The organism is Marinobacter alkalisoli (genome assembly GCF_045449855.1).
In the GTDB taxonomy this organism is placed as follows: domain Bacteria; phylum Pseudomonadota; class Gammaproteobacteria; order Pseudomonadales; family Oleiphilaceae; genus Marinobacter.
Map to the genome: position 1 here is coordinate 11,293 of NZ_JBJJLC010000041.1, position 12,857 is coordinate 24,149.

11 protein-coding genes are annotated in these 12,857 nt (G+C 59.7%); 5 read left to right on the forward strand and 6 right to left on the reverse strand.

Annotation, left to right across the window (positions count from 1 at the left end; translation table 11 throughout):
• Positions 1-41: 41 nt before the first annotated feature.
• A complete protein-coding gene (locus ACJO5Y_RS15635; RefSeq protein WP_406988496.1) occupies positions 42-2,219 on the forward strand; it encodes a TonB-dependent siderophore receptor in 2,178 nt (725 codons plus the stop codon).
• 171 nt (positions 2,220-2,390) lie between these two features.
• On the opposite strand, the gene ACJO5Y_RS15640 is transcribed toward ACJO5Y_RS15635, so the two are convergent.
• The 6 genes from ACJO5Y_RS15640 to ACJO5Y_RS15665 all read right to left on the reverse strand — a co-directional run bounded on the left by ACJO5Y_RS15640 (position 2,391) and on the right by ACJO5Y_RS15665 (position 9,351).
• Positions 2,391-3,206, reverse strand: a complete 816-nt coding sequence (locus tag ACJO5Y_RS15640; RefSeq protein WP_406988498.1) for a (2Fe-2S)-binding protein — start codon at positions 3,204-3,206, stop codon at positions 2,391-2,393.
• The gene (gene fhuB / locus ACJO5Y_RS15645) at positions 3,193-5,223 is read right to left on the reverse strand and encodes a Fe(3+)-hydroxamate ABC transporter permease FhuB (RefSeq protein ID WP_406988499.1); all 2,031 of its coding nucleotides are present in this window, start codon (positions 5,221-5,223) and stop codon (positions 3,193-3,195) included. Before fhuB ends, ACJO5Y_RS15640 begins: the two co-directional genes overlap by 14 nt.
• A complete protein-coding gene (locus tag ACJO5Y_RS15650) occupies positions 5,213-6,145 on the reverse strand; it encodes an ABC transporter substrate-binding protein (RefSeq protein WP_406988500.1) in 933 nt (310 codons plus the stop codon). Before ACJO5Y_RS15650 ends, fhuB begins: the two co-directional genes overlap by 11 nt.
• Positions 6,135-6,908, reverse strand: coding sequence for an ABC transporter ATP-binding protein (locus ACJO5Y_RS15655; RefSeq protein WP_406988502.1), 774 nt, complete (start codon positions 6,906-6,908; stop codon positions 6,135-6,137). The genes ACJO5Y_RS15650 and ACJO5Y_RS15655 overlap by 11 nt, the downstream gene beginning before the upstream one ends.
• Positions 6,909-6,975: 67 nt before the next feature.
• Positions 6,976-8,799 carry an ABC transporter ATP-binding protein gene (locus ACJO5Y_RS15660; RefSeq protein WP_406988504.1) on the reverse strand — a complete coding sequence of 608 codons (1,824 nt, stop codon included), beginning with the start codon at positions 8,797-8,799 and terminating at the stop codon, positions 6,976-6,978.
• A 99-nt stretch (positions 8,800-8,898) separates the two neighbouring features.
• Positions 8,899-9,351 (reverse strand): YaiI/YqxD family protein, encoded by a 453-nt coding sequence (locus tag ACJO5Y_RS15665; RefSeq protein ID WP_406988506.1) that lies wholly within the window; start codon positions 9,349-9,351, stop codon positions 8,899-8,901.
• 343 nt (positions 9,352-9,694) lie between these two features.
• On the opposite strand from ACJO5Y_RS15665, the gene ACJO5Y_RS15670 reads away from it, so the two are divergent.
• The 4 genes from ACJO5Y_RS15670 to ACJO5Y_RS15685 all read left to right on the forward strand — a co-directional run bounded on the left by ACJO5Y_RS15670 (position 9,695) and on the right by ACJO5Y_RS15685 (position 12,824).
• The gene (locus tag ACJO5Y_RS15670) at positions 9,695-10,210 is read left to right on the forward strand and encodes a histidine phosphatase family protein (RefSeq protein WP_406988713.1); all 516 of its coding nucleotides are present in this window, start codon (positions 9,695-9,697) and stop codon (positions 10,208-10,210) included.
• 70 nt (positions 10,211-10,280) lie between these two features.
• Entirely contained in the window at positions 10,281-10,619 is a 339-nt protein-coding gene (locus ACJO5Y_RS15675; protein ID WP_406988508.1) for a zinc ribbon domain-containing protein YjdM, read from the forward strand.
• 88 nt (positions 10,620-10,707) lie between these two features.
• Positions 10,708-11,802, forward strand: coding sequence for a pyruvate dehydrogenase (acetyl-transferring) E1 component subunit alpha (gene pdhA, locus ACJO5Y_RS15680; protein ID WP_406988509.1), 1,095 nt, complete (start codon positions 10,708-10,710; stop codon positions 11,800-11,802).
• Positions 11,799-12,824 (forward strand): alpha-ketoacid dehydrogenase subunit beta, encoded by a 1,026-nt coding sequence (locus ACJO5Y_RS15685; protein WP_406988510.1) that lies wholly within the window; start codon positions 11,799-11,801, stop codon positions 12,822-12,824. Before pdhA ends, ACJO5Y_RS15685 begins: the two co-directional genes overlap by 4 nt.
• The last annotated feature ends 33 nt before the right edge of the window (positions 12,825-12,857 follow it).

Genomic DNA, 12,857 nt, shown 5'->3' on the forward strand with positions numbered 1-12,857 from the left:
ATATGCGCCGTTTGTAATCATTCTGAGTCAGGAGAGAAGTCATGCCGCAGTCCCCGACCACCGGCTTTCGCCGCAAAGCACTGGCCAGTGCCATCCTCTGGGCCAGCTTGCCTGGTTTTTCCGTCGCCCAGGAGCAGGAAACCACCACACTGGATGCCATTCAGGTGTCCGCAGACAGGGGAGCGGAGTCTTCTGAGTCCACCGGTAGCTACAAAGCCGGTACAACCAGCACTGCGATGAAAATGGACCTGTCCCACAGGGAAACTCCGCAGGCTGTGACGGTCATTACACGCAAGCAGATGGACGATTTTGGTCAGGATGATGTGAACGACGTGCTTGAAGGCGCGACCGGGGTAACTGTCGAATCGGTAGAAACGGACCGCACCTATTACACCGCTCGTGGTTTTGATATCAACAACTTCCAATACGACGGCGTGGGCCTGCCTGCGGTTTATGACAATGTTCAGGGCGACCTGGATACCGCTTTTTATGACCGGATTGAAGTGCTCCGTGGTGCCAACGGCTTGATGACCGGCTCTGGCAACCCGTCAGCCACGATCAACTTCATCCGCAAACGACCCACGGCGGACACACAGGCCTCCGTGGCTGTGACCGGAGGCTCCTGGGACAATCGGCGTATTGTTGGTGACCTGTCCGGTTCAGTATCTGAGTCTGGCAAGGTGCGTGGTCGTGTTGTCGCGGGGTACCAGGATCGGGATTCCTATCTCGACCGCTACAGCAACGAGAAACAGATGTTTTATGGTGTGGTGGAAGCTGACATCACCGACACCACATTGCTGACTCTGGGGCATGCAACTCAAACCTCTGATACTGACAGCCCGCTTTGGGGAGCCCTGCCGCTGTTCTACACCGATGGATCGGCAACGGACTTCAAGCGCTCCACCAGCACGGCCTCGGACTGGTCCTATTGGGACAATGCCAATCACAACAGCTTCATTGAATTGCAGCAACAGCTGGGTGCCGGCTGGCAAGCCAGGGGGTCGGTGCTACGCCTTGAGAAGGACAGCGAATCCGAGTTGTTCTATCAGTTTGGTGTGCCCGACCGGGAAACCGGCGAGGGGCTGATGGCTTACGCCAGCCAGTATGACTTGAACGTAGAGCAGCTGGTGGTGGATGCCTATGCCACCGGGCCTTTTCAGTTGGCCAATCGCACCCATGAACTGGTTCTGGGGGCAACCTGGTCACGTTCGGAAACCGATGATGAATCACGCTACGGCCAGGGCATCGGAGATCCGCTGCCGCCGCTGGATGAGTGGGACGGCAACTATCCCAAGCCGACGTTCGATGCGGGTGTGGATGGATCCGACTGGACCGACAAGGAAATCAGCACCTATCTGGCCTCCCGCTGGTCACTGACGGATCGCCTGACGGCCATCACCGGTGTGCGGCTGACCTGGCTGGATTCCGAGGGTACCAATTACGGCAATAGCAAAGACACCAGCTATGACGCAATTGACACCCCCTATGCCGGGCTGATTTACGATCTCAACCGCAACCATTCCGTGTACGCCAGCTACACCGAGATATTCACTCCGCAAACAGAAGAGGACATCAATCGGGATCGTCTGGATCCGATTGATGGCGTGAATTATGAGCTGGGTCTGAAGAGCGAGTTCCTTGATGACCGCGTTCACACAACTGCGGCCATTTTCCGGACCAAACAGGAGAACCTGGCCGAGGCCGCAGGTACTTTTGAGAACGGTGTGGATACCTTCTACCGTGGCGTTGACGGAATCAGCAGTGAAGGCGTTGAGCTGGAGTTCGTGGGTGATGTGACTGATCGCATTCAGGTGTTTGCCGGGTATGCCTGGGTCAATATCGAAGATGCGGATGGACACTCGACACGGGAGTTTATTCCGGAGCATCTGGCGCAACTGCGCGGTACCTGGAAAGTGCCTGGTGTGAACGGCCTTGAGCTGGGCAGTCAGGTACGCTGGCAGTCAGGGATCAGTCAGGATCAGGGTGTTGCCACGGTTGGTCCGAATGCCGGGGCCACGATTGTCACCGAGCAGAGCAGCTATGCCGTTCTGGACCTGATGGCAAGCTATGACTTTGCCCGCAACTGGAATGCCACACTCAATGTGAACAACGTCACTGACGAGAAATACATCGAGAGCCTGAAGAAGTTCGGCGCCTCGGCCCAGGGCTTTTACGGAGAGCCGGCCAACGCCAACCTGACGGTTTCCTGGAGGTACTGATTGCAGGCCGGAGCAGGAGTTTTCTTCCTGCTCCGGCATTGAATCAGGCGGGGAAGCCGGTTTGGCCATACTTTTTTGATCAGAGACTGCAGAGACTGAAGGGAGGGCAGGGAATGACACCCGAGCAGGAAATGATTGAAGGATTAAAAATAGCCGCAAGTTCCGGGCTGCTTATAGGTTTGGCTGCCATTGGCCTGGTGTTGAGCTCGGCTTTTGGTGGCTGAGCGTTGCCATGCGTTCCTTTCGATAGATACCGCAAGTCCCGCAATAACCGCCATCCGGTAACAGATACTGCAGACAGCAGCCCTTGCGCTGAGGGATAGCGCATGAATGACCGCTGAACTCGGCGGGAATCCAGTCAATAAAACGGTTGGCATCGCACTCGAACTGTTTCAGCCATGATTGAGCCAGCCGGCAAACGGCAGCCGGCTCGCCACGGTTCCATACCACTGAAAACGGGGCGCCGAGCCCCAGCCCGATACTGCTCCAGTAAGCGCCAGGACTGACGCCGAGTGCCTTCCGGAATACCGGGTACCAGGCATTCACCAGTGCTTCCACGCCACTGACAAAATCACTCACGTTGACCGGGGCCGACGTGGTTGCCTGAAACCAGCGCGATGGCTGTTCCTTCCCGGGGCGCAACGCTCCGAAAAAGATCCGGTCGGGATCCGGCAAGGGCGCTTCCCCATGCAGGAAAAGCCGTAAGGTCAGAGGCGCGATAATGTTCAGGGCAAGGTCCTGTTGCAGCACAGACAAACGCGCGGTGACGGCCCGGCCGCTTTGTGCGTCCGGGTAATCGGCGCGAACCTGCTGCCTCAGTAAATCCGGCTGGTGGAGGCCCTGTGACAGGGAGAACAACGCCGGCCGGTTGGTATCCTGAGGTTGCAGGGCTGCGGCCAGTTCCGTGTCCCGATCCAGCCCGGCCCCGACAAGCAACTGACGATACTGCTCCGGCCACTGCCGGAGTGCCGATTCAGGCGCGGCCATGGCGGCTCAGCCCCCACAGGAAGTAGACGCCACCGACCAGGGCCGCGAGTAAGCCAGCTGGCAACTGGCCTGGATAAACCACAATGCGGGACAGGTAATCGGCGGCAGCAAGCAGCAGCCCGCCGACCAGGGCTGCTACCACCATCTGGCGGCCAACCGTTTGCTGACCGAGCACGCGGGCCAGATGGGGCGCGATCAGCCCTACGAAACTCAGCGGCCCGATCACCACCGTGGCGGAGGCGGTCAGCACCGCCGCTACCAGCAGAAGCAGCAAACGAGCCTTGGCAACTGGCAATCCCAACGATGATGCGGAGGTATCGCCGAGTGGCAAAAGGGTCAGTGGGCGGACCACCAGGCACAGAAACCCGCAGATCAGGACAACAAATGCCATCAGGCCAAAGGCTTCATTCTCCGAAATCAGCCAGGTGGAGCCGTACATCCAGTTCAGAAGCTGGGAGGCCACGGTGCCACCCGAGGCCATCACCAGTCGCAGCCCCGCATCCATGAATACATACAACGCCAGGCCGCCAAGCAGGAGTTGGTTGCCGGCAAACCGGTGTTTGCGTGCCAACAGGATCAGCAGGCCGAGCGCCGAGGCGGCGCCGAGTGTGGCGGCGCCAACCTGACCGACGCGCCCGACTTCCATGCCGGACAACACAATCATGACCATGACCAGGGCTGCGCCACCACTGATGCCCAGCATCTCCGGGCTACCCATGGGATTGCCGGTCATGCGTTGGATCAGCGTGCCGGCCAGTCCCAGGGCGACACCTGCAAGAGTTGCCGCAAGCAGTCTCGGGCCGCGCCAGACCCAGGCTTCGTGCCACTGGCTGATGGCCGTCCAGTTCCAGCCATCGAGCCCCGGGGACCAGCCCATGGAGATCACGATGGTGATCAGTAGCAGGGCTACAACAACGCCACTCACAATGACAGGAGAACGTCGTTTGGGCAGAAAGCCTGCCGGGCTCGATTCCTGGCCGGGCATATGGTGGGTATTCCTGAAACTTTGCAGAGCCATGAGGATGACCGGGCCGCCAATCAGCGCCGTGGTCGTTCCGGTGGGTACCAGGGAACCATCGCCCCAGGTGGAAGCCCAGTGCGCCAGGGTATCGGCCAACAGCAACAGGCCGCCGCCCATTAATGTGCTCCACAGCAAACGGCTGCCCAGGGTGCGTGCGCCCAGGAGTCTGGCGAGCACCGGCGCTGCGAGCCCGATAAACGCGACAACACCGACGCGGCTGACCACTGTGGTGCTCATTAATACCACCAGGAACAGCGCCAGCATGCGGATCAACGCCACCCGCGCGCCCAGTGAGCTGGCGGATGCCTGCCCGAGTTGAAGCAACTGCAACGGTCGCATCAGCAGTAACATGAGGAACGCGAGCACCAGTACCCGCGGCCAGAGGTCCATAAACGGACCCCAGTTACTCTGAACCAGGGAGCCAGCCCCCCAGATGAACAGGTTGCCGAGCCACTCCCCTTTAAGCAGCAGGAAGGCCATATTCATGGCCCCAAGGAAAAAGGTAATCACCAGGCCGGCGAGAATGACCGTCACCGGTGAAAAGCCCAGGCGCCACGTCAGTGCGACGACCAGTCCGATAGCCAGCAAACCACCTCCCATGGCGGCCAGGTCCGGGCTGAATGCCAGCAGGCCGGGCGCAAACAGGGTGGCCACGGTGACGCCAAACTGGCCGCCGGCTTCGACACCGAGCGTCGTGGGAGACGCCAGGGGGTTGCCGAGGATCTGCTGGGTGACGGCGCCTGCCAAACCCAGTCCGCAGCCGATCAGAATGGCTATGGATACGCGGGGCGCCCAGCTGTAATGGGCCAGCACCGAGGCGTACTGATCGGGATCGAATGTCCAGAATGCGGAGAGCAGCGCCGCAGGCTCCAGCTGATTCAGCCAGGGTGTGGCGCTGGCGATGAGCGCGCCGAGCCAGAGAATCACCGCTGCCGTTGGCAGTGTGGCCGGAATGGTCGGGCGTGCCGAAGGCAGGGGGGAGGTGTCAGCGTACATTGTCGGCCCCTCCTTCCAGCAAGCTATCGGCAAGCTGCGTCGCGAGTCGTTTAACCGGGAACACGCCGCCGAATGGCCATGTGGCGTCCACTTGATAGATCTGCTCACGCTTCACCGGCGGCAGGTAGGTCCAGAAGGGGCTGCTGGCGAGATTATCCGACAGGCCGGGCGGGGTTGGTGAAATCACCACTACACGGCTGTCTTCATAGGGGGCAATCGCCTCAAGCCCGACCACTGAAAAGCCCCAGAAGTTGCCTTGCCGTGACCAGGTGTTGGTCAGGCCAAGCCCCTCAAGAGCTCTCTGGTACAGGCCGTTGGGGGCATAGATCCGCACATGGCGATCGTCCAGGAAGTTCACCAGGGCGACCGGCCTATCAGTCATGCCGGCATTTTCCAGGCGTTGGCGTTGGGTCTTCAGGGTCCGTTCTATATCCGCCAGGATGGCTTCCGCGCGTTCCTCGCGATCCAGCATGTCGCCCAGTGTCAGCAGCATTTCCCGGGCCTTGTCGAACGGCTGGCTGCCCTCCCTGTAAACGCTGATCACGTAGGTGGGAGCGATCCGTTCCAGCAGGTTGGCGGCGGGCGCCATTTCGGAGCTGGTGACAATCAGATCCGGTTTCAGTTCAGCGATGGCTTCCAGGCTGGGCGCCACCCGGGTACCGATATCGTGCACGCCATCCGGCAGTTCCGGTTCCTTGACCCAGACTGAGTAGCCATCCCGATCCGCCACCCCGACGGGGGTAACGCCCAGGAGCAACAGGGCTTCGGTGGCCGCCCAGTTCAGAGCGATCACCCGTTTCGGTGGTTCGTCGAGGGTGAGGGTGCCGTATTCATGCTGCCAGGTTGCGGCGCTGGCCAGCATGGGCAGCAGGATCAGAAGCAGCGTCGTGATCAGGCGTGTTGGCTGGCGGTCAGTGAACATAGGAAACCCACTGTCCCGGTGCCCGCTCCATAACGCCCATGGGCACACCGTAAATGGATTCGAGAATGCCGGAGTCCATAATCTCGCTCGGGCTGCCGTCGGCAACCAGTTCGCCGGTTTTCAGCGCCACCAGGCGGTCACAGAAGCGGGCGGCGAGGTCCACATCGTGCAATACCACTATCACGGTCAACTCCCGCTCTTCGGCCAGGCGGTGGACCAGCCGCAGAGTTTCCACCTGATGTTTTACATCAAGCGCGGAAATCGGCTCATCCAATAGCAGGCAGCGGGTCTGCTGGGCCAGCAGCATGGCGATCCAGGCGCGCTGGCGTTCACCCCCCGACAAGGTATCCACGGAACGATGCTGAAAACGGCCGAGCCCGGTATCGTCAATGGCCTGGTCGATCAGCCGGTAATCTTCATCGTTGTAACGGCCCAGCGGGCCTCGCCAGGGGTAGCGGCCAAGGGCCACCAGCTCCCGCACGGTCAGGCCGTCGGTTCCGGGTGGGTGTTGGGGAAGGTAGCCTACCGTGCGGGCGAATTCCCGGGCTCCGGTACCGTTGAACGACGTGCCCAGCACGCTGACATCGCCGGACGACGGAGACATTTGGCGAGCCAGGATTTTCAGCAATGTAGACTTGCCGGAGCCATTGTGTCCGAGCAGGGCCGTGACTTCGCCTTCGCGAAACTCAAGGTTGATATTGCGAAGTATGGCGGCGTCACCGATGTGCACACCCAGGCCGGATACTTTGAAGAACGCAGACATGCAGGCTCTCTTGGATCTGAAGGATGGTTGCTGAGGGCCTGCAGAATAATCTAAATGCGAATTACTATCAATATATATTGGAGTAAGAGTCGGCCGGGATGTAAACCTGGCCGGTCTGCACCCGCCACTGGGCTGCATAGGCCCCGTTCTGCTCAAGCAGCTGTTGGTGGGTACCGCTTTCCACGACTCTGCCGCCGTCCACCACTGCAATGGAATCCGCATCGACAATCGTGGAGAGGCGATGGGCGATCATGATCACGGTGCGATTGTGGCCGATACGCTTCAGGGACCGTTGAATGGCCGCCTCAGTTTCGTTGTCCACCGCACTGGTGGCCTCGTCCAGGACCAGGATCGGGGGATTCTTCAGCAGCGCGCGGGCCAGGGACAGGCGTTGCCGCTGGCCGCCGGAAAGGCGAACACCGCGCTCACCCACAGCGGTATCCAGACCGTCGGGCAGGGCATCGATGAATGACCAGGCTTCGGCTGTTCTGGCAGCCTCAAGGATCTCGGCATCGGATGCATCGGGCTTGCCGTAAGCCAGATTTTCGCGAATGCTGCCCTCGAACAGATACACATCCTGGCTCACCAGGCCAATGGCACTGCGCAGGGATTTCAGGCTGATGCCCTGAATGGGCTGGCCATCGATGCGAATCTCGCCATGACTGGGGTCGTAAAATCGCAGTAACAGCTTGATCAGGGTGGATTTCCCTGAGCCGGTCGCACCGACCAGAGCGAGGGTGTTGCCTGCTGGCACTTGCAAGTCTATGTCGCGGATGCCGGCGCCGCTGGTGGGGTAGTGAAAGCTTACGTTCTCCAGCGCCACTTCGCCTTTGACGGGCTCGTTGAGAGTTTTCCCGGCCTCATCGCGTATATGCACCGGTTCGGACAACAGGTCGAGGATACGGCGGGTGCTGGCCATGGCTCGTTCGAACAGGTCAATGACTTCCGCAAGGCCGGTCAATGGCCAAAGCAGGCGTTGGGTCAGGAACACCAGCACACCGTAGGCGCCCACGTTCAGGGTGCCGTTCAGGGCCATCATACCGCCAACAGTGAAGGTGGCGAGGAAACCGGCCAGAATGGCCATGCGGATCACGGGAATGAACGCGGAGCTGATGCGAATGGCCCGACGGTTGGCTTCCACATAGGCTTCACTGCTTTCCTTCAGCCGCTGGGCCTCACGTTGCTCTGCGGTGAAGCTCTTGATGGTGGCAATGCCGCCGAGGTTGTTGGCCAGACGGCTGGAGAGATCACCCACTTTTTCCCGTACATCGGCGTACAGAGGACCGGCCTTGCGCTGGAAATAGAAAGCGCCCCAGACGATCAGGGGAATCGGAGTGAATGCCAGCAGGGCGATCAGCGGGGAGAGTACAAAGAACACCGCGCCCACGGCGACCACAGTGACCAGTACCTGGATCATGGCGTTGGCACCGCCGTCCAGGAAGCGTTCAAGCTGGTTCACGTCGTCGTTCATAGTGGCCACTAACTGACCGGAGCTGCGGGCTTCGAAGAAACTCATGTCCAGGCGCTGGGCGTGTTCATAAGCGTCCTGTCGCAGATCTGACTGCAGTCGTTGAGCCAGGTTGCGCCAGAGGATCTGGAACAGGTACTCGAACAGCGATTCGCCTGCCCAGATAAAGAAGGTGAGAATGGCCAGAATGGTGATCTGTTCCTGGGCGGTTTCGAACCCCAGGCCAGCCACAAAGCTCTCTTCCTTGTTGACCACCACATCAATGGCGACACCAATGAGAATTTCCGGCGCGATGTCGAAGAGCTTGTTGATGACGGAGCAGGTGGCGGCTGCAATGATCTGCCGGCGGTAGCCCCGGGCGTACCTCAGCAGGCGGGCCAGGGCGGCAAAGCTGCTGGTGGTTTTGTGGCTGTGTGAGGACATACTCCGCTTCTCTCCCATGAAACACGCAGGTATAGGTACCTGCAGGCATAAAGCCGGGAAGGGTAGCGGATTTGTTCGAGTTTTAAAACAGAATCATTATCACTTGTGGGCGTGGCGTTGCAGCCAGCGGTCCAGCTTGTCGGCGAACTCTTTGCGATCGGTCTGGCTGAACGGGGCCGGTCCACCGGTCACCTGGCCGGCGTTGCGCATTTCTTCCATGAAGTTGCGCATGGCCAGGCGCTGGCGGATGTTTTCTTTGGTAAAGGCCTGACCCCGGGGGTTGAAGACGTCGGCGCCTTTGTCGATTGCCTCGGCTGCGAGAGGGATGTCCTGGGTGATGACCAGGTCTCCGGGCCTCATCTGATCCATGATTTCGTTGTCCGCGACATCAAAACCCTGGGGCACTTGCATACGCTTGATGTAGGGACTCGGGGGCAGGCTGATGGCGTGGTTGGCGATGAAGGTGGTGTCGATCTGCCAGCGGGTGGCGGCGCGGCAGAGGATTTCCCGGATGGGAACGGGGCAGGCGTCGGCGTCGACCCATATTGGCATGGCTGGTTCCTTTGTCGGTATGGTTCTGGGGTGAAGTTTACCTTTTGTTATAGTGAGCTTGGTAGGTTTGTTCCGCGTATTGTTTACCGGGTCTGTGAATTGGGTGCCAGGCGCCCTTTAAGATCACTGTCCAAAAAACGCTACAAGCACATCCCTGTGCGCTTGATCTCCGGCCATCCATGGCCTCCGACATTTTTGGACAGTGATCTTAAAGAGCGCCCTCCGGCAGAACAGATAACTCCGCGGCCTTGTTGTGCGACAAAACAGTTCGAGGGAGATGACTATTATGGTGCGACGATTTGTAGTCGGATTTTTGTTCGCGGTTTTCATCGTTACACCAGTAATGGTGAACGCTGATAACGAAGACGCCTGGGAGGCTCTGCGGGAAGGCCGTGCGGTGCTGATGCTGCGTCATGCCCTGGCACCCGGTACCGGGGACCCTGGCAACTTTGATCTTGATGACTGCAGTACCCAGCGGAACCTGAACGAACAGGGGCGGGAGCAGGCTCGGGCCTGGAAACCATTCCTGCAAAAACAGGGTATCCGGCAGGCCAGAGTGTTCAGCAGTCAGTGGTGTCGGTGTATGGAGACGGCTACGGAAATGAATATGGGGACAGTGACTGAGTGGCCGTCTCTGAATTCGTTTTTCGGCAATCGCGGGGCTGGCGGTATGGCAACGAAGCAGACCATCGCGCTGGTGAATGATCTGGATGAAGGGGCGCCTGTTGTTCTGGTGTCTCATCAGGTCAATATTACCCGGCTCACGGATGTGTACCCGACATCGAACGAGGGGGTGATCATTGCCCTGCCGTTGTCGGAGAACCCGACCGTGCTGGCGCGGGTTTCGCCTGGCGGTTAGTCGTTGCCGCACCGGGGGGCATGGTTTCTGGTAAACTTCATGCTCTTTATATCGCTACAGGAACCATTCCATGTCCCAGCTCCCGCTTTGCCCACAGTGTCAGTCCGAGTATGCCTACGAAGACGGGGTTCAATTGGTGTGCCCGGAATGTGGCCACGAATGGAGTGAGACGGAAACTGCGGCCGAAGAAGCCGGGAAATCGATCCGTGACGCCAACGGCAATGAACTGCAGGAGGGCGATACCGTGACGGTGATCAAGGACCTGAAAGTGAAAGGCTCCAGCGCCGTGGTCAAGGTCGGCACCAAGGTGAAGAACATTCGTCTGGTGGAGGGTGACCACGATATCGATTGCAAGATCGACGGCATTGGCGCCATGAAGCTGAAATCGGAGTTCGTCAAAAAGGCGTGAATTGATCAATCCCTCCTGGTCGTCTAAATATTAAACAGACTGCCCATTAAACAGAGTGCCTTCGGGTACTCTGTGCAAGGAGGATGGGATGAGAGAGCGCCACGAGTTTCATGTGGATAGTACCTGCTATCTGGATGATCACGGCAAGCCACTCGGCGATCTGCCGCCCCAGGCCAGGGATACCGAGCGTACTCTGGCTGCCTACCGCCATATGGTGCTGACCCGCACCTTCGATTCCAAGACCATTGCACTGCAACGTACTGGTAAGTGCGGCACCTACCCCTCGGTACTGGGGCATGAGTTGATCGGCACGGTGATTGGCCAGAGCATGGCGAAAACCGATGTCCTGGTACCTTATTATCGGGATCAGGCCGCGCATACCCTGCGAGGTGTCAGCCTGAAGGAGATGCTGCTGTACTGGGGTGGGGATGAACGGGGCAGCGCCTGGGAAAACTGCCGGGAAGACTTACCCATTGCAGTCCCTATTGCCACCCAGTGCTGCCATGCCGTGGGCGTGGCATCAGCCTTCCGGATTCGTGGCGAGGATCGGGCCGTGGTGTGTTGCGTCGGGGACGGTGGCACCTCGAAAGGAGATTTTCTGGAAAGCATCAACCTGGCGGGGGCCTGGCACCTGCCGGTGGTGTTTGTGGTGATCAACAATCAATGGGCAATCTCCACCCCCCTCAGTATCCAGTGCGGGGCTGAAACCATTGCCCAGAAGGCCATTGGTGCCGGATTACCGGGACATATCGTGGATGGCAACGACTACTTCGCCGTGACCGAGGCCATCGACCATGCGCTGGAGCGGGCGCACGGAGGCAAGGGGGCTGCTGTTATCGAGGCGGTGACCTACCGGCTCGGGGACCACACAACCGCCGATGATGCTACCCGCTACCGCAGTGCGGAGGAGTTGAAAAAGGCCTGGGAGAGGGACGGCGTCAAACGCCTGCAGAATTACCTGCACGACACCGGGCAATGGGACGCGGACCTGGAAAAACAACTGCAGGCCCAGTGCAAGGAAAGAGTCGACAAAGCCGTTGAGGAATATTTGGCGATAGAAGCCGAGCCGCCTACCGCCATGATGGACTACCTGTTTGAAACCCTGCCGGTAGCCCTGCAAGACCAGCGTGATCGCATCGCCAACAAGTACCGTGCCCAGGCTGGGCAGGGAGGTGTCGCATGAACGCGTCCGCCCAGAAAGCCGTGGACAAAAGGAAGGCGAGCCAGGTGAAGGACGTGACCCTGGTGGAGGCAGTCAACATGGCTCTCGCCTGGGAAATGGAACATGACGAGAACGTCGTGGTACTCGGGGAAGACATTGCAACCAACGGCGGCGTTTTTCGCGCCACCGTTGGGCTGAAGGAGCGCTTCGGGTTCAAACGGGTGATGGACACGCCGCTGGCGGAAAATCTGATCGCCGGCACCGCTATTGGCATGGCCACACAAGGCCTTCGTCCGGTCGCTGAGTTCCAGTTCATGGGCTTTATCTACGCTGGTATGGAGCAAATGGTCAGCCACGCCGCGCGCATGCGCAACCGTACCCGGGGCCGGTTGCATTGTCCGCTGGTGTATCGCGCACCCTTTGGCGGTGGTATTCATGCTCCCGAACATCATTCTGAAAGCACCGAGGCCCTGTTCGCCCATGTGCCCGGCCTGCGGGTGGTGATTCCCAGTTCGCCGCAACGGGCCTACGGTCTGCTGCTGGCGGCTATTCGCAATCCGGACCCGGTGGTATTCCTGGAACCCAAGCGCATCTACCGGGCGGTCACCCAAAGCGTTGCCGACAACGGCGAAGCGCTGCCGCTGGATACCTGTTTCACCCTGCGTGAAGGGGATGACGTCACCCTGATCAGCTGGGGGGCTTCCATACTGGAAACCCTGCAGGCCGCTGACAAGCTCGCGGAACAGGGCATTTCCACGGAGGTGATCGATGTTGCCACCATTAGCCCGCTGGATCGGGAAACGCTGCTGTGTTCCGTCGCTAAAACCGGTCGGGCCGTGATTGTGCATGAAGCCTGCCGCAACGGCGGGGTAGGGGCGGAAGTTGCGGCTTCCATTGCCGAAGCCGCCTTCCTGGATTTGCAGGCGCCGATCGTGCGGGTGACCGGATACGACACCATCATGCCCTACTACCGCAACGAGCAGGCCTACTTGCCCCACGTAGAGGACATAGTCGAAGCCGTGGAGCAAGTCATCGCCCTGTAACAGAAAACGCCACCGTAGGTCGGATTAGCCGCA

Excerpts from the sequence above, each read along its gene's own strand:
- ACJO5Y_RS15635 (WP_406988496.1), top strand. The coding sequence starts at position 42 with ATGCCGCAGTCCCCGACCACCGGCTTTCGCCGCAAAGCACTGGCCAGT.
- ACJO5Y_RS15650 (WP_406988500.1), bottom strand. The coding sequence starts at position 6,145 with ATGTTCACTGACCGCCAGCCAACACGCCTGATCACGACGCTGCTTCTG.
- pdhA (WP_406988509.1), top strand. The coding sequence starts at position 10,708 with ATGAGAGAGCGCCACGAGTTTCATGTGGATAGTACCTGCTATCTGGAT.
- ACJO5Y_RS15685 (WP_406988510.1), top strand. The coding sequence starts at position 11,799 with ATGAACGCGTCCGCCCAGAAAGCCGTGGACAAAAGGAAGGCGAGCCAG.
- ACJO5Y_RS15675 (WP_406988508.1), top strand. The coding sequence starts at position 10,281 with ATGTCCCAGCTCCCGCTTTGCCCACAGTGTCAGTCCGAGTATGCCTAC.
- ACJO5Y_RS15640 (WP_406988498.1), bottom strand. The coding sequence starts at position 3,206 with ATGGCCGCGCCTGAATCGGCACTCCGGCAGTGGCCGGAGCAGTATCGT.
- ACJO5Y_RS15655 (WP_406988502.1), bottom strand. The coding sequence starts at position 6,908 with ATGTCTGCGTTCTTCAAAGTATCCGGCCTGGGTGTGCACATCGGTGAC.
- ACJO5Y_RS15670 (WP_406988713.1), top strand. The coding sequence starts at position 9,695 with ATGGTGAACGCTGATAACGAAGACGCCTGGGAGGCTCTGCGGGAAGGC.
- ACJO5Y_RS15660 (WP_406988504.1), bottom strand. The coding sequence starts at position 8,799 with ATGTCCTCACACAGCCACAAAACCACCAGCAGCTTTGCCGCCCTGGCC.
- fhuB (WP_406988499.1), bottom strand. The coding sequence starts at position 5,223 with ATGTACGCTGACACCTCCCCCCTGCCTTCGGCACGCCCGACCATTCCG.
- ACJO5Y_RS15665 (WP_406988506.1), bottom strand. The coding sequence starts at position 9,351 with ATGCCAATATGGGTCGACGCCGACGCCTGCCCCGTTCCCATCCGGGAA.